The organism is Micromonospora trifolii (genome assembly GCF_050516465.1).
GTDB lineage: Bacteria > Actinomycetota > Actinomycetes > Mycobacteriales > Micromonosporaceae > Micromonospora > Micromonospora trifolii.
Window position 1 is genome coordinate 4,420,502 of sequence record NZ_CP191526.1, and the last position, 15,723, is coordinate 4,436,224.

12 protein-coding genes are annotated in these 15,723 nt (G+C 74.2%); 7 read left to right on the forward strand and 5 right to left on the reverse strand.

Annotated features, from left to right (window positions below; all coding sequences use genetic code 11):
- Positions 1–2: 2 nt before the first annotated feature.
- Positions 3–2,846 (reverse strand): LuxR C-terminal-related transcriptional regulator, encoded by a 2,844-nt coding sequence (locus ACQRWP_RS20410; RefSeq protein WP_430496943.1) that lies wholly within the window; start codon positions 2,844–2,846, stop codon positions 3–5.
- 144 nt (positions 2,847–2,990) lie between these two features.
- Between ACQRWP_RS20410 and ACQRWP_RS20415 the strand changes: the two genes are divergently transcribed.
- The 5 genes from ACQRWP_RS20415 (at position 2,991) to serS (ending at position 8,312) form a co-directional block, all read left to right on the forward strand.
- Positions 2,991–3,431 carry a hypothetical protein gene (locus tag ACQRWP_RS20415; protein ID WP_430496945.1) on the forward strand — a complete coding sequence of 147 codons (441 nt, stop codon included), beginning with the start codon at positions 2,991–2,993 and terminating at the stop codon, positions 3,429–3,431.
- Positions 3,428–4,576 carry an alcohol dehydrogenase catalytic domain-containing protein gene (locus ACQRWP_RS20420; protein ID WP_430496947.1) on the forward strand — a complete coding sequence of 383 codons (1,149 nt, stop codon included), beginning with the start codon at positions 3,428–3,430 and terminating at the stop codon, positions 4,574–4,576. The genes ACQRWP_RS20415 and ACQRWP_RS20420 overlap by 4 nt, the downstream gene beginning before the upstream one ends.
- Before the next feature lie 51 nt (positions 4,577–4,627).
- A complete protein-coding gene (locus ACQRWP_RS20425; RefSeq protein WP_430496948.1) occupies positions 4,628–5,824 on the forward strand; it encodes a saccharopine dehydrogenase family protein in 1,197 nt (398 codons plus the stop codon).
- Between the two features lie 25 nt (positions 5,825–5,849).
- Positions 5,850–6,932 (forward strand): MerR family transcriptional regulator, encoded by a 1,083-nt coding sequence (locus tag ACQRWP_RS20430; protein WP_430496950.1) that lies wholly within the window; start codon positions 5,850–5,852, stop codon positions 6,930–6,932.
- 96 nt (positions 6,933–7,028) lie between these two features.
- Positions 7,029–8,312 carry a serine--tRNA ligase gene (gene serS / locus ACQRWP_RS20435; protein WP_430503238.1) on the forward strand — a complete coding sequence of 428 codons (1,284 nt, stop codon included), beginning with the start codon at positions 7,029–7,031 and terminating at the stop codon, positions 8,310–8,312.
- A gap of 13 nt (positions 8,313–8,325) precedes the next feature.
- Here the strand turns inward: serS and ACQRWP_RS20440 are convergent, their stop codons facing one another.
- The 4 genes from ACQRWP_RS20440 to ACQRWP_RS20455 are packed head-to-tail and all read right to left on the reverse strand — an operon-like array spanning position 8,326 to position 13,004.
- Positions 8,326–9,234, reverse strand: a complete 909-nt coding sequence (locus ACQRWP_RS20440) for a cytochrome c biogenesis CcdA family protein (protein WP_430496952.1) — start codon at positions 9,232–9,234, stop codon at positions 8,326–8,328.
- A complete protein-coding gene (locus tag ACQRWP_RS20445) occupies positions 9,231–9,842 on the reverse strand; it encodes a thioredoxin-like domain-containing protein (protein WP_430496954.1) in 612 nt (203 codons plus the stop codon). The genes ACQRWP_RS20440 and ACQRWP_RS20445 overlap by 4 nt, the downstream gene beginning before the upstream one ends.
- Positions 9,843–9,894: 52 nt before the next feature.
- Complete coding sequence (locus tag ACQRWP_RS20450; protein WP_430496956.1) at positions 9,895–11,358, reverse strand: NADH-ubiquinone oxidoreductase-F iron-sulfur binding region domain-containing protein; 1,464 nt, start codon at positions 11,356–11,358, stop codon at positions 9,895–9,897.
- Positions 11,358–13,004, reverse strand: coding sequence for a hypothetical protein (locus tag ACQRWP_RS20455; RefSeq protein WP_430496958.1), 1,647 nt, complete (start codon positions 13,002–13,004; stop codon positions 11,358–11,360). The genes ACQRWP_RS20450 and ACQRWP_RS20455 overlap by 1 nt, the downstream gene beginning before the upstream one ends.
- A 271-nt stretch (positions 13,005–13,275) precedes the next feature.
- Here ACQRWP_RS20455 and ACQRWP_RS20460 point away from each other — a divergent pair, with 271 nt between their 5' ends.
- Complete coding sequence (locus ACQRWP_RS20460; RefSeq protein WP_430496959.1) at positions 13,276–14,721, forward strand: alpha-amylase family glycosyl hydrolase; 1,446 nt, start codon at positions 13,276–13,278, stop codon at positions 14,719–14,721.
- A 75-nt stretch (positions 14,722–14,796) separates the two neighbouring features.
- On the forward strand, positions 14,797–15,708 hold the full coding sequence (locus ACQRWP_RS20465; RefSeq protein ID WP_430496961.1) for a L,D-transpeptidase: 912 nt from the start codon (positions 14,797–14,799) through the stop codon (positions 15,706–15,708).
- Positions 15,709–15,723 lie beyond the last annotated feature (15 nt).

The window sequence follows — 15,723 nt, forward strand, 5'->3', positions numbered from 1 at the left end:
GCTCAGATCAGCCGCAACTCGCGCGCCCGCCGGACCGCTTCGCGCCGGCGGGTCGCGTCGAGTTTGCGGTAGATGTTGCGGACGTGGGTCTTCACCGTGTTGACCGAGAGGGACAACTCGCTGGCGATCTCCACGTTGGACAGGATGCTCTGCAGGTAGCGCAGGATGGTCAGCTCCCGCTCGGTGAGCGGCTCGTGCAGCGCGCCCCTCGGCCCGACGGTCGGCCCGGCGGTGCTCTGCCCGGCCCCCCGCACCAGGTCACTGACCAGCGCGAAGTGCGCGGTGCCCGCGTCCAGGTGCACGGCCAGCAGGTCCCGCACCTGTGGTTCGGCGCGGGTGAAGACCCTCCGGCAGCCCTGCGGGCCGGCCAGGTCCAGCGTCTGCTCCAGGATCCGACCCGCCCGACGCCCGTCCCCGGCGCGCTCGGCCAGCACCGCGTCCAGCAGGCCCGCCTCCAGGCGCACCGGTAGCGGCCAGGCCGTGGCGGCCGGCGCCTGCCAGTCCGGCAGGGTCCGCTCGGCGGCGGCGTCGCCGGCCAGCAGCTGCACCTTCGCCAACGTCACCGCGAGCACCGGGTCGGCCCCCTCGTCGGCGGCGTCGGCCAGCAGGTCGCGGGCGGAGTCCAGGTCGCCCCGCGCGGCCCGCAGTTCGGCTTCGGCGGCCCGCAGCAGACCGGTCAACTCGGCGGCGGACGGCCGGTCGGTCAGCGCCTCCCGGGCCCGGACGAGCAGCCGCTGGCCGGCCGCCGGGTCACCGGAGTCGCGGCGCAGCTGCGCCCTGCACAGCGCGGCCACCGCCGCCGCCACCGGTTCGTCGGAGGCGGCAGCCAGCCAGTCGTCGCCCACCTCGGGGTTGCCGGCCCAGCCGCCCGCCACGTCGAGTGCCGGGAGGGCGAGGGCGAGGTTCGCCGCGGCCTCCTCGGGCTGGTCGCGCAGCAGCGCCACCACGGCGAGAGCCAGGTACGCGTGGCCGCAGTCGAGCCGACAGGACCAGCCCCGACAGAGCGGCATGCCGAGCGCGTCCCGGGCCGCCTGCTCGGCTGCCCGCAGCTCGCCGCGCACCGCGAGCAGCAGCGCGGCGCGGCTCGCGGCAACGAGCTCGGTGCGCGCTCGGCCGGCCTCCCGAGCCGCCGCCCGGGCCCGGACGAACCGGGCGGTGGGCAGCGCCCCGTCGGCCAACTCGACCAGCCCCAGCGCGGTGCCGGTGAACGCCCGAAGGTCCAGGTCGTCGGCAGCGCCGCCACCACCGGCCGTCGGGGCGGAACCGGCCACCCCGGTCGGCAGCCGGGTCGGCGTGGCCTCCGCCGGGCGGGTGCGCAGCAGGCGAGCGGCGGCGGCCCGGACCTCAGCCCGGTCGTCGGCGAGCCGGGCCACTGTCAACTCCAGCGCGGTGACCAACCGCAGGAACCGGTCCCGGCGCGGCACCGGCAGGCCCGCGGCGTGCCCGGCGGCGGTCCGCAGGTGATCGGTGGCGGCCGGCAGGTCACCGGCGTACGCGCGCTCGGCGGCGCAGGCCAACGCCACCTCCGGGTCGGCGCGGATCACCTCCGCCGGCGGCGGCGCGGGTGCCGGGGCACGCACCGGGTCCCGGTCGTAGCGGGTCAGCTCCGGCCAGTGCGCGACGAACAGGTCACCGGCCAGGTCCCAGCGACCGGCGGCCAGGGCATGCCGCAGAGCGTCGGCGGGCCGGCCGTCGCCCGCGTACCAGTCGGCGGCCCGGACGTGCAGCTCGCGCAGCTCGTCGGCGGGCAACCGGGCCAGGTCGGCGCGAAGCAGGTCGGCGAGCAGGGACTCGCACCGGTACCAGGGTGGCCGGGTGTCCTCCCGGTGCAGCAGACCACCGGTCCCGGCCAGATCGGCCAGCACCTGCCCGGCGTCGGCGCGGCCGGTCAGCGCCTCGGCCAGGTCGGCGCAGACGGTGTCGACGACGGCGGTCCGGCGCAGCAGGTCCGCCTCGGCCGGGTCGAGCGTCGCCAGCACCTCCTCATGCAGGTAGCCGGCGATCTCCGGCTGGTCTCCGCCGAACTGCGCCACCCAGCGCTCCGGGTCGGGCTGTCCGCGTACCGCCAGGGCGGCGATGCGCAGCGCGGCCGGCCAGCCGCCGGAGCGCTCCCGCAGCCGGCGCACGGCGGTCGCCGGCAGCGCGGCGGCGTGGGCGGTGAGCAGGTCGGCCACCTCGTCGTCGGTGAACGCCATCTCGTCCGGGCCGATCTCGGTCAGCTCGCCGGCGAGGCGGAGCCGGTGCAGTGGCAGGTGCAGCCCGGCCCGCGCGCCGATCACCAGACGGAGCCGTCCCCCGGCGTGCCGCAGCAGGAACTCCAGGCCGGTCAACGCCGCCGGGTCGGCGACCCGGTGCAGGTCGTCCAGGATCAGCAGCACCGGCCGGTCGGCGGCGGCGAGCGTGGCGGCCAGCGCCTCCAGTTGGTCGGAGCGCGGCGGCCGGTCGGGCACCGGGCCGCCCCCCGTCGCCCCGGTCGCCGAGCGCAACGCCGCGGCGAGGTACGCCCAGAGCCGGTCCCCGTCGTCGCCGGCCTCCACCGACATCCACGCCGAGACCGGGTCGTCAGCCGACGAAACCGACAGGTCGCCGGAGTCCGGCACGACCGCGCCCGGCTCCACGTCGGGCGGCGCCCCGCCCAGCCGCACCCAGGAGGCGAGCAGGGTGGTCTTGCCCCAGCCGGCGGGGGCGGCCACCAGGGTGACCGGTCCCCCGCTGCCCTCGTCCAACCGGCGCAGCAGGCGGGGCCGCGCCACCACCGGCTCCGGCGGCACGGCCGGCGTCAGCCGGGACGCCAGCAGCGGTGGCCCCGGTGCCGGTTCGACGCGTACGTGTTCCTGTTCCGGCACCCAGCCCCACCCCCACCACGCGCTCCGCCCCCGGTCGGCGAGCGGTTACCCGGCACGGGCCGGTTCACCCCTTCCGGGCGAGCGCGCTTCACCCGGGCGCGACCGACGATCGGGGGACGTGAACCGGGAGGACGGGTGGTACCGATGGGACGGCTGGCGCGGGCGGGACCCGCCCTCGGCGGCGCGGCGCTGGCCGGGGCGGCGCGGTTGCTGCGCGTACCCCATCGGGGTGGCCGGCCCGGCGCGGACGGCGACGCTGCCGCGCCGGCCCGGTGGGAGGTGGTGACCGTCGACCGGCCGCCGGAGCAGGTGCTTCCGGACGGCCGCTGGCCGGAGCCGCTGCGCCGCCTGGACGGGGCGGTCGAGGTGCGGGTGCGGCCGGCGCCCGGCGCCCGGGGCACCGAGCTGGCCGCCCGGCCGCTGGCCGGCGTCACCCCGCCCACCGGGCTGGCCGCGCACCTGGTCGGCGACGACCCGGGTCTGCTGGTCCGGCGGACCCTGCGCCAGATCAAGCAACGGGTGGAGGCCGGTGAGGTGCTCCGCGCGGACCGCTCCGCGCTCGACCGCCCCGAGGTCCACCGGTGAGGGCGCTGTGCTGGGTGGCCGCCGACGAGCTGGCGGTACGCGAGGTGCCCGACCCGGAGCTACGCAACGAGCGTGACGTCATCGTCCGGGTCCGGCGCAGCGCCACCTGCGGAGGTGACCTGCCGCTGCTGGCCGGCCGGCATCCGCTGCTGCGGCCCGGCGACGTGCTCGGCGCGGAGTTCCTGGGCGAGGTGGTGGAGGTCGGCCCCGGGGTCCGCCGACACCGCGCCGGCGATCGGGTGGTCGTCGGCGCGAGCGTGGCATGCGGCGGCTGCTGGTACTGCCGCCAGGGCCTGCACTCCTGCTGCGACAACGCCCATGCCGACCTGCTCAGCGCCGACCCCGACTGGGCCCGCTCCGACGCCGGCTGCTTCGGCCGGCCCCGCGCGGCGGGCGGCTTCGCGGGCGGCCACGCCGAGTACGTGCGGGTGCCGTACGCCGACGTGAGCGCCTTCCGGGTGCCGGACGCCGTCGACGACGACCGGGCGGTGTTCGCCGCGGACGTCGCGCCGACCGGGTGGCTCGCCGCCGAGTTGGGTGCGGTGCGCCCCGGCGACGTGGTGGCGATCTGGGGCGCCGGGGCGGTGGGCCAGTTGACCGCCCGGGCGGCGGTGCTGCGCGGCGCCGCCCGGGTGCTGGTTGTGGACCGGCACGAGGATCGGTTGCGGATGGCCGAGCGGCACTCCGGCGCCGAGCCGCTCGACTACCGCCGCAGCGACGTCGCGGCCGAGCTGCGCGACCGCAGCGGTGGGCGCGGGCCGGACGTGTGCGTGGTGGCGGTCGGCGCGCCACCGGCCCGGTCGAGGGCCGACCGGTTCGTTGGCCAGCACGCCGACCGACCGGACGCGCTGCGGGAAGCCGTGCACGCGTGTCGCAAGGGCGGCGTGGTGGTGGTGCTCGGCGCGGCGGGCGGGTTCGTCGACGCGTTCCCGCTGGGTGCGCTGACCGAGCGGCGGCTCACGCTGCGCGGCGTCGGTCGACCGGATCTGCGGGACGTGCCGATGCTGTTGGACCGGATGGCCCGCGACGAGCTGCGGACCGAGCACCTGGCCACTCACCGGCTGCCGTTGGCGCAGGGCCCCGAGGGGTACGCGCTGTTCCGGGACCGGGCCGACGGCTGCGTACGCGCCGTGTTCACGCCCTGACTTCCCATTCGTGACCGCCTCATCGTCGGCGGTAGATGGCAGACTCCGGGGATGGCCGTGGAGCGAACGTACGACGTGGTGTTGTTCGGAGCGACCGGGTTCACCGGCGGCCTGACCGCCGAATACCTGGCCCGACACGCGCCGGCCGAGCTGCGCTGGGCGTTGGCCGGGCGCAACCCGCAGCGCCTCGCCGCCGTACGGGATCGGCTCGCCGCGATCGACCCGAGCCTGGCCGACCTGCCGCTGCTGACCGCCGACGTGACCGACGCCGACTCGCTGCGGGCGGTGGCGGAGAGCGCCCGGGTGGTGGCCAGCACGGTCGGCCCGTACATCCACCACGGGGAGCCGCTGGTCGCGGCCTGCGCTCGGGCCGGCACCGACTACCTGGACATCACCGGCGAACCGGAGTTCGTCGACCTCATGTACGTGCGTCACCACGCCGAGGCGACAGGCACCGGCGCACGGCTGGTGCACGCCTGCGGCTTCGACTCCGTCCCGCACGACCTGGGCGTCTGGTTCACCGTCAAGCAGCTGCCCGCCGACGTCCCGATCACCGTGGACGGGTACGTGCGCGCCGGCGGCCGGTTCTCCGCCGGCACCTACCACTCGGCGCTCACCGCGTTCTCCCGTACCGGGCAGGCCAGCCAGGCCGCCCGGGATCGCCGGGCGGTCGAGCCGCGCCCCACCGACCGGCGGGTCCGGGCGGTGCCCGGCCGGCTCGCCCGCTCGGCGGAGCTGGGCATCTGGACCGTGCCGCTGCCGACCATCGACCCGCAGGTGGTCCGCCGGTCGGCCGCGGCCCGCCCGGAGTACGGCCCGGACTTCCGCTACCGGCACTTCGCCGCGGTGAAGCGGCTGCCCACCGTGCTGGCCGGCGCGGCCGGGCTCGGCGCGCTGATCGGGCTGGTGAAGCTGCCGCCCAGCCGACGCTGGCTGCTCGGCCGGCTCGCGTCCGGGCAGGGGCCCACCGCAGAGCAGCGGGCGTCGTCCTGGTTCCGGGTCCGGTTCGTCGGCACCGGCGGTGGGCAGCGGGTGGTCACCGAGGTCGCCGGCGGTGACCCCGGCTACGACGAGACGGCGAAGATGCTCGCCGAGTCGGCGCTGTGCCTGGCGCTCGACGAGCTGCCGCCGACCGCCGGCCAGCTCACCCCGGTCGCCGCGATGGGTGACGCGCTGTTCGACCGGCTCGTCCGGGCCGGGCTCACCTTCCGGGTGCTCAAGCAGGAGACTCGGGAGCCTTCGGCTTGACCCTCGACCGGGTCGAGGGGGCAGGATGCCCAGCGTGAGCGACCTGCACAGCATCGGCGAGCTGGCCCGGGCCAGCGGCCTGACAGTCAGCGCCCTGCGCTTCTACGACTCGGCGGGGGTGCTGGAGCCGACCCTGGTCGACCCGGTGACCGGCTACCGCTGGTATGCCGGGGAGCAGATCGCCCCGGCCCGGCTGGTGGCCGGGCTGCGTCGGATCGGCATGCCGGTGCCGGAGATCGCCGCCGCGGTACGCGCCGAGCCGGCCGTGGTGCACCAACTGCTCGACGCGCACCTGCGCCGGCTGGCCGACGGGCTCAGCGACGCCCGCCGCGAGGTCGACCGGCTTCGGGCCCTGGTCGACCCGGCCCCGCCGACCGCCACCACGCTTCTGGTCGCCCCCGCCGCCCTGGCCGCCGCGCTCGACGCGGTGCGCTTCGCCGTCGGAGTCGACAGGGAGCTGCCGATGCTCGCCGGAGTGCTGTTCGACGTGGAGTCCGACGGCGTCCGGCTCGTCGCCACCGACCGGTACCGGCTCGCGCTGGCTCGGGCCGGGGCCGACGTCGACGGGCCGCCGGTGCGGGTATTCCTGCCGGTGGCCCTCGTCGACCAGCTCCGGCCACTGCTCGACACCGCCGACACCTGGCCGGTACGGCTGACCGTGGCGGGCGCGGACCTGCGGGTGCGGGTGGCCGACCGCACGCTGACCGGCGCCGCCCTGCCGTACGACTTCCCGGACTATCACCGGCTGCTGCGTAAGTCCGTCGGTGAGCGGCCGACCGCGCGCCGGATCCCGGTGGACGTGGCAGCGCTGCGCGCCGCGCTGGCCGACCCGGCGGCCCCCACTGTCGCCCTCGACCACGACGGCACGACCCGGGAGGTCACCGTGCTCGGCGTCGACGACCAGGGCGGGCTGCGGCTGCTCCCCGCCGCCGACCTGGGCACCGACGCGCTGCGGGTCGGGGTGGACGGTGGTTACCTGCTGGACGCGCTGAACGCGGCCGGTGCGCCGCAACTGGTGCTGGAGCTGGATGGGCCGATCGCCCCGCTGGCCGTACGCCGACCGGACGACGCGGACACCTACTCGGTGCTCATGCCGATCCGGCTCTGAGCCGACGACCAGCACTCCCCGTCCCGGGACGAAAAGCCCGCGACGGTAGCATCTGGTGGTTCACCTGTGACCCCGGACGGAGGCGTACGGAGCAGCATGCTCGACATGGAGTTGATCCGGAAGGATCGCGAGGCGGTGGCGACCGCGCTGGCGAAGCGTCTGGATCCCGCCGAGGTCACCCGTGCCCTGGACGAGATCCAGCGGCTCGACCAGGAACGCCGCGCCCTGATCACGGAGATCGACGCCGAGCGGCAGCGCCGCAAGGCCGAGGCCCGGGCGTACGCGCAGGCGAAGCGGGCCGGCGAGGAGCCGCAGGCCGCCGCGCCGGAGGCGGAGCGTAAGCAGCTCGCCGAGCTGGAGTCCCAGCTGGACGAGGTGCAGGCCCGGCTGCGCGACGCGATGAGTGAGCTGCCCAACCTGCCCAGCGACGACGTGGTGGCCGGCGGCAAGGAAGCCAACCGGGTGGTGAAGACCTTCGGTGAGCCTCCGGTGATCGAGAAGGTCCGCGACCACGTGGAGCTGAGCCGCGCGTTGGGCCTGGTCGACTACGAGCGCGGGGTCAAGCTCGGTGGGTCCGGTTTCTGGATGTACACCGGAGTCGGCGCCCGGCTGGAGTGGGCGCTGCTCAACTACTTCGTTGACCAGCACATCAAGGCCGGCTACGAGTTCCTGCTCCCGCCGCACCTGCTGCTGGATTCGGCCGGCTTCGCCGCCGGGCAGTTCCCCAAGTTCTACGACGACGTCTACCACCTGGACTCGGCGTCCGCCCCGCGCGGCCAGTTCCTGCTGCCCACGTCGGAGACGGCGATCCTCGGCGCGTACCAGGACGAGATCCTGGAAACCCCGAAGCTGCCGCTGAAGGCGTTCGCGTACACCCCGTGCTACCGGCGGGAGTCGGCCGGCTCGCACTCGGACGAGCGCGGCACGGTGCGGGGACACCAGTTCAACAAGGTGGAGATCTTCCAGTTCACCCTGCCGGAGCAGGCCGACGCGGCGCTTGAGGAGATGCTCGCCCACGCCGAGAGCCTGGTCGAGGGGCTGGGTCTGCACTACCAGCGCACGCTGCTCTCGGCCGGTGACGCCAGCGCCTCGATGAAGAAGACCCTCGACATCGAGGTGTGGATGCCGAGCACCGGCAAGTACAAGGAGGTGTCGTCGGTCTCCTGGGCCGGCGACTACCAGGCTCGTCGGGCGGCCATCCGTTACCGCGAGCCGGGCGGCAAGCAGACCCGCTTCGTGCACACCCTCAACGGGTCGGCGCTGGCCACCAGCCGGCTCTTCCCGGCCATCCTGGAGCAGTACCAGCAGGCAGACGGCAGCGTCCTGATCCCCAAGGTCCTCCAGGACCGCCTAGGCACCGACCGCCTGACCCCCCGCTAGCTCGGACCCCTCCTCACCCCGTCGATCTTGCAGTTTCGGTCTCCGTGTTGCGGGGCTCCGCGGCCTTTGTCGCGACAGAAACTGCAAGATCGCGGGGGCGGGGGCGGCGCCTCGTCAGGGCTGCTGCCAGCAGGAGGGCCGCTAGGGCGGCTAGCAGCAACGCCGGGCCGATTTCGTCCAGGGCGTTGGCCACTGTGTGTTGTAGCTGGGACGCCGCTCGGATGACCGGGTCTCCGAGGGCGTCGCGGCGGCCGGCGGCCAGCCTCAGCTCGTACCAGCCGTACCAGGCGACGTAGCCGCCGGCGAGCAGCAGCACCAGGCCACTGAGGCGGGGCACCAGCGCGCCGGCGACGCGCAGCCGGGCCACCAGGCCGTCGCGCAGCAGCGCCACCCCGAGCGCGGCGACCGCGACCACCAGACCCATCCCGAGGGCGTACGCGCCGAACAGCGCCAACCCCTGACCGGTCGAGCCGGCCTGGAGGCTGGTCACCACGATGGCCAGGAACGGCGCGATGGCGCAGCCGAGTGACGCCAGCGCGTACGCCGCGCCGAACAGTGCCATCGACGGCCAGGACCGGGTCAGCCGGGGCGCCCGGGCGGACCAGCCGGGGGCGGGCAGCCGCCGACCGGCGAGCAACCAGCAGCCGGCCACCACCAGCAGCACGCCGAGCGCCACGGTCAGCCACGGCAGCCGGGGCCGCAGCCAGCCGGCCAGCGGCGCGAGCGCCAGGCCGAACGCGCCGAACACCAGCACGTACCCCACTGTCAGCCCGGCCGCCGCGGTGAGCGCGCGGCCGACCGCGCCGCGGGTGTCCGACCCGGCGACCAACAGCGAGAGGTACGCGGGCAGCAACGCGAAGCCGCACGGGTTGACCGCGCCGAGCATGCCGGCGGTCAGCGCGAGCAGCAGTGTGGCGGTCACGCCCCGGCCAGCGCGGCGACCTTGGCGGTGAGCGCCTCACCGTCCAGGAAGCCCTGGTGGACGACAGTGCCGTTCCGGTCGATGATCACGAAGATGCTCTGCTCGGTCACCTTGAACCGCTTCCAGAGCGCGCCCTTGGTGTCCTCGATCTGTGGCGTCGCGCCGAGGTCGAACTCGGTGACGAACTCCTTCATGGCCTTGCGCTCGCCCAGCCCGGCGACGCCGACGATCGGCACGGTGTCCCGGTACCGGGGTTCGATCTCGGCCACCGTCCAGGCCTGGCTGGCGCAGGTGGCGCACCACGGCGCCCAGAACCACAGCACCACCGGTTTGCCGGCGAGCTGTGCCGCGTCGAACGCGGCCCCGCCGAGGGTGGTCCCGGTGAAACGCAGCACGGCCGGGACCTGCGCCGCGGGCGCTCCGCCGGTCGCCGTGCCGGTCGGGGTGGGCGGGGCGCCGGTCGAGGCCGGGGCCGATCCGGCGGCGGTGGGCCCACCCGGCGCGGTGCCGGTGCAGGCGGCGACGCCGAACAGGGCCACCACGAGCGCCCCGGCGGTGGCGGCACGGCGTAGCTGCCCGGCCCCTGTCCACGCCATGCTGATCCGCATCCGCTTCTCCGTTCCGGTCCGGAAGGGACCCCTGCTGGCGCCTGACGCTTCGCTACTCGGCCTTGGCGAGTCGGAGAGCCAACTCCGGGCAGACCTTGACCGCCTTCAGCGCGCCCTCGCGCAGCCATGTCGGCACGGGGGTGGCCGGGAAGGCGGGATATCCGTTCGCGTCGAGCCGGATGAAGTCCGGTACGACGTGCGCGCAGAGGCCGTGCCCGTCGCAGCGGGACCAGTCCAGGGTGAGCTTCTGCGGGTTCGCGTCGGGTGCGCCCGGCAGCCCCATCACGCCCTTGACCCGTCGGCCACAGCCGTCGCCGGTGCTGTGCAGCCGCAGGTCCTCGGCGAAGACCTCGATCGCGGAGAGCGCGAACCGGGCGGTGCCGTCCGGGTGGCTGCACGCGCCCCGGCCCTTCACCTCGCCGGCGGCGGCGCGCACCACGTCCGCCGGTTGGCTGCCGGCGACGGCCAGGTCCACCGCGCGGGCCAGGTCCGGCAGGCCCATCTTGCACGGCCCGCACTGGCCGGCGGACTCGCCGGCCAGATAGCGCACCACCTGGGCGGCCTCGCCGAGCGGGCAGGTGTCGACACCGAGCGGGACGATGATGCCGGCGCCGAGGGTGCCGCCGACCGCGGCCAGGCCCTTGCGAGACACCTCGGCGTTCTCCGCCGCCTCCGGGGTGATCCACTTGCCGTGGTAGCCGCCCATCAGGATGCCCTGGGTGGCCGGCACCTCGCACAGGTCGAGGACGTCGCGCAGCGGCATGCCGGCCGTGCACTCCACCACCGCCGGTCGGCCCGCCGCGCCGGTCACTGTCAACAGCACGGTGCCGGGCTCGTCGTCGGTGCCGAGCGCCGCGTACTCGTACGGGCCAAGCCGGGCGCCGACGGCGAGCTGGGCGTACGTCTCGGCGTTGGACAGCAGGGTGGGCAGGCCGCTGACCCCGGAGTCGCTGGAGCGCTTCTTGGTGCCCGGCGGGATGTGCGGCAGCCCGTTGATCCCGTTGACCAGTGCGCCGCCCTCGCCGGAGATGAACCGGTGCGGCACTGTGACGATCGTCGTCTGCACCGGCATCCGGCGCTCTTCGAGCGCATCCATCAGCGAGTCCCGGCCGACCCCGTCGTCCGCCACCCCGATCACGATCTCGTCGGCGTCCAGCGCGTACGCGGCCAGCGCCGCCCCGTCCAGGATCAGGTGCGGGGCGCGGGTCAGCAGCACCTTGTCCTTCCAGCTGGCCGGCTCCCCCTCGGTGGCGTTGACGACCACCACGGCGGCGAGGTCCTGCCGCTCGCAGGACTCCAACACCGCGCGCAGTTTGCGGGCGAACGGGAAACCCGCGCCGCCCTTGCCCTTGAGCTGCATGCCCTCGGCGAGCTGGAGCAGCTGCGCCGGCTCCATCGGGCCGATCGGTCCGTGCACCTCCTCGTGCGCGAGCAGGTCGAGCCGGCCGTACTCGGCGAAGCCGGCGGTGAGCCGCGGTTCGCCGACACAGGCGACCGGTGGTACGGCGGTTCGCATCACTTCGCCTCACCCCGCAGCCCGGCCCAGTACGCCCCGTCCACCGCGTCCGCGCTGGCCTTGCGGCGCTTGGACTTGCCCTCGCCGGCTGCCCGTCGAGCACGGCGAGACGCCAGGTCGACAAGGGTCGGGGTGTCATCGACGGGCGGCGCCACCTCGTCCGGCACGTACCGGGCCGGCGGGCGCCAGTAGTCCGGCTCCTCGGGCAGGTCGTCATCGACGCTGTGTCGACCGCTGCCGCTGCGCGGCGCCGACGAGATAGGGCTGCTGGAGACCGGGCCGGCCGAGATCGGCTCGACGGAGATCGGGCCGGCGGAGATGGGCTCGTCGGCCTGCCACCGGCGTGGACTGTCCCACGGCTCCTCGGCGTCGTCGAAGGTCGGCTGCGGCGGCGCCGAGTAACGGCTGCCGTCGTCCTCGCTGCGGGACCGGCGACGGGACCGCTCAGAGGTCTGCTCGTCGGCGCGACGCCGACCGGTCGGCACGGCCTCGTCGCGGGTGCGGGAGCCGCGCCGCCGGGTCACCGGCTCCAGTTCCTCCTCGTCACGTCGGAACGTGCCGGTCTCCTCCACGCTGCGGCGCGCCGATCGGCTGGTCGTGCTCTCCTCGGCCCGCCGGCTGCGCGAGGACCGTTCGGTGTCGCGGCGGGCCGCCGGCTCCTCCTCCCGCCGACGTCGGCTGGGCCGGGTCGGCTCGACGAGGGAACCGGGCTCGGGCACCACCGGGACGGTGAACCGTTCGGGGTCACGTCGTGCGGCCGGCGCGGCCCAGGTGGCGGTGGTGGTCTCCGCCCAGGCGGGACGCTTGTCGGCGGCCTTGCTGCGCCGACCCAACCCGGCCAGCAGCGATCGGGCGGTCTTCGCCTCCTCGGCCCGGCCTGCCATCACCGCGTTGCGCACCGCGGCCTGGTGCTGCTCGCGGCTGCGCCGACCGATGGTGACCGAGAACCGGACCAGCAGGGCCAGCACCACCAGCAAAATGCAGCCGAGGTAGCTGAACATCACCCAGGGCGCCGCGGCCCGACCGGCGTTGAGGCCGTGAAAGACAGCGAACGGCCAGGCCAGGTAGGCGGTGGAGTGCAGCGTGCGCCACAGCCACTTCGGACCGACGCCAGCGAAGCGGGCCCGGATGATGCCGGTCCAGATCACGCTGACCATCAGCAGCGCGGCCACCGTGCCGAGCCCGACGTAGAGCCCTCGGCCGCCGACGAACGGCACCAGCGCGTCGGTCGCCGCCGCCCGTCCGGTGGCGATCTTGGTGAGGACGTGGAAGCCGAGCCCGGCCACGCCCAGCACGCCGGTGGCCCGGTGCGCCGACTGCATCAGCACCCGGTGCGAGATGCGCAGCACCAGCCGGTCGGTGGCGAGCAGGCCCAGCATCACGGTGAGGCTCAACGCCACCAGGGAAACCACCCCGGCGAAGAACTCGGTGAAGAAGAAGCCGTACGCGTACGCCGTCTGACCGACGCCGGTCAGCATGATCGCCGCCCAGAACGCGGCGAGCACCGACGCGATCAGCAGGGCGCTCGCCGACCGCGACGGGGTACGCACCCCCCGACTGCTGGCGCTGGTCCGGACCGTCGCCGCCTTCTTGTCCTGCTGTGCCCGGGCCATCTGCTCCTCGATCGTCTCGCGGCGGCGTACCACCGGCCGACCCCTGCTCCCCCATCCAGTACGGACCGGCGGTGCCCGCGGATCACCTGCCGACGGAAATTTCTGGGCCGAAATCGAACCGAGGGGCGCGGCCGTGCGTTGTACCCGCTTCCACCCACCGACTAGACAGTGACGAATGTGCATGCATTGACAGTCGCCGCAACACGCTTGTAACCTTTCAGCAAATTTCAGCCAGGCTTGCAAGATTCCGGCAAGCCGGCACTCCCCCACCGCACTACCACCCCCGCTCCCGTCAGGAGTCCCCATGCACCGACGTCGACGCGGCTCGGCGCTCCTCGCCCTCGGCCTGATCGCCAGCCTGCTCGTTCCCACCGCCGTGACGGCGCCCCCGGCCGTCGCCGCCCCGTCCGGCGGCAAGAAAGTCATCGTCCAGCTCTTCGAGTGGAACTGGCCCTCGGTGGCCAGCGAGTGTCAGAGCACCCTCGGCCCGAAGGGTTACGGCTACGTGCAGGTCTCGCCCCCGCAGGAGCACGTGCGGGGCAACCAGTGGTGGCTGGCGTACCAGCCGGTCAGCTATCGCATCGAGTCCCGCAAGGGCACCCGGGCCCAGTTCCAGTCGATGGTGAACACCTGCCACGCGGCCGGGGTCAAGGTGATCGTCGACGCGGTCGTCAACCACATGTCCGGTCAGGACAACGGCGGCACCGGCTGGGCCGGCTCGTCCTACTCGCACTACGACTACCCGGGCATCTACCAGACCCAGGACTTCCACCACTGCGGCCGCAACGGCGGCGACGACATCGCCAACTACAACGACCGGTACGAGGTGCAGAACTGCGAGCTGGTCAACCTCTCGGACCTCAAGACCGAGTCGGACTACGTCCGCACGAAGATCGCCTCATACCTCAACGACCTGCTCTCGCTCGGCGTCGACGGCTTCCGGATGGACGCCAGCAAGCACATGCCGGCGGCCGACATCGCCGCCATCAGGGGCAAGCTGTCCCGCTCCGCGTACATCGTGCAGGAGGTCATCCACGGTGCCGGCGAGCCGGTGCAGCCGACCGAGTACACCGGCAACGGCGACGTGCACGAGTTCCGCTACGGCAAGGACCTGGCCCGGGTGTTCCGCTCCGAGCGGTTGGCGTACCTGCGCAACTTCGGCGAGGGCTGGGGGCACCTGCCCACCGGCCCGGCGTCGGTGTTCGTCGACAACCACGACACCCAGCGCGACTCCGGTGGGGTGCTGACCTACCGCGACCGGGGCATCTACGCTCTGGCGAACGCCTTCATGCTGGCCTGGCCGTACGGCTCCCCGACCGTCATGTCCAGCTACACCTTCAGCAACCGGGACGCCGGCCCACCGTCGGACGGCGCCAACAAGACGCTCAACGCCACCTGCTACTCCGGCTGGGAGTGCGAACACCGCTGGCCGGTGATCGCCAACATGGTCGGCTTCCGCAACGCCACCGAGGGTGCCGGCGTGGCCAACTGGTACGACAACGGCAACAACCACATCGCGTTCAGCCGCAGCGGCAAGGGCTTCCTCACCGTCAACGACGAGGACGCGGCGGTGAACGGCCGCTCCTACTACACGGGGCTGCCCGCCGGTCGATACTGCGACGTCATCCACGGCACGTACGCGGGCGGCACGTGCAGCGGACCGGTGATCACCGTGGACGGTAGTGGCTGGTTCGCGGCGACCGTGCCGGCGCACGACGCCGTGGCCATCCACATCGGCGCGCGAATCTGATTCGACCGGGGCCTCCGGACGGCGGGTCTCGCCGAACCGGAGGCCCCGAAGCATCCGCCACCATAGAGTGGTTTCGTGCCGTTTGACCAGAAGACTCCGTACCGTCGTCGCGGCGTCTGGGTCGCCGCCGCCATCGGCGTACCCGCGCTGCTGGTGACCGCGCTGCTGGTCGGCCAGGCCCTCACCCCGAGCTCGACGGCCCCCGACGACCGCAACGTGGTGGTGGCCGACCCCACTCCGAGCAGTGTGGACCAGAGCCCGGAGGAGTCGATCCCCCCGGCCGCGCCCGCCCCGGACGGGCTGCCGGTGGTCGACTACGACCCCGCGCCCGGAGGGTTCCCCGCCGATCCGAACAGCACGGACGTCACACCGCTGACCGACGGCGTGCACCCGACCAGACGGATCGCCGCGTACGACGCGCCCGGCGGTCGGCCACGCGCCTTCCTCGAACCGACCATCCGCGGTGTCGAGCTGACCATGCCGATCGCCCAGCGGCGCGCCGGCTGGACGGCCGTCCTGCTGCCCTCGGCCAACCGCCGGCTCGCCTGGCTGCCGCCCGGCGGGTTCGAGACGGTGCCGCTGCGCGATCAGATCGTGGTGGAACGCAAGGTCCACCGTCTCACCTGGTACCGGGCCGGCAAGGCGGTGCGTTCCTGGGAGGTCAGCCTCGGCCAGTCGGGCCAGGAGACTCCACTGGGGCGGACCTTCATCCTGGGCCGCACCCCACCGCCGGAGGAGGTCTACGGCGGGGTGGACATCTACGCCCTCGGCTCGGTGCCCGACGACCCCGAGTCGGTGCCGTCCGGGCTGCGCGGCGCGCACATCGGGGTGCACACCTGGCACCACGACGGCGAGCTGGGCGAGAACACCACGAACGGCTGTATCCGGCTGACCCGCAGCGGTCAGCGGGAACTGCTCGCCGAGGTCCGTCCCGGCAGCAGCGTCGTCGTGGTCGACCAACTGGCCGCCCCGCCGCCGACCGCCTGAGCACCTGAGCACCTG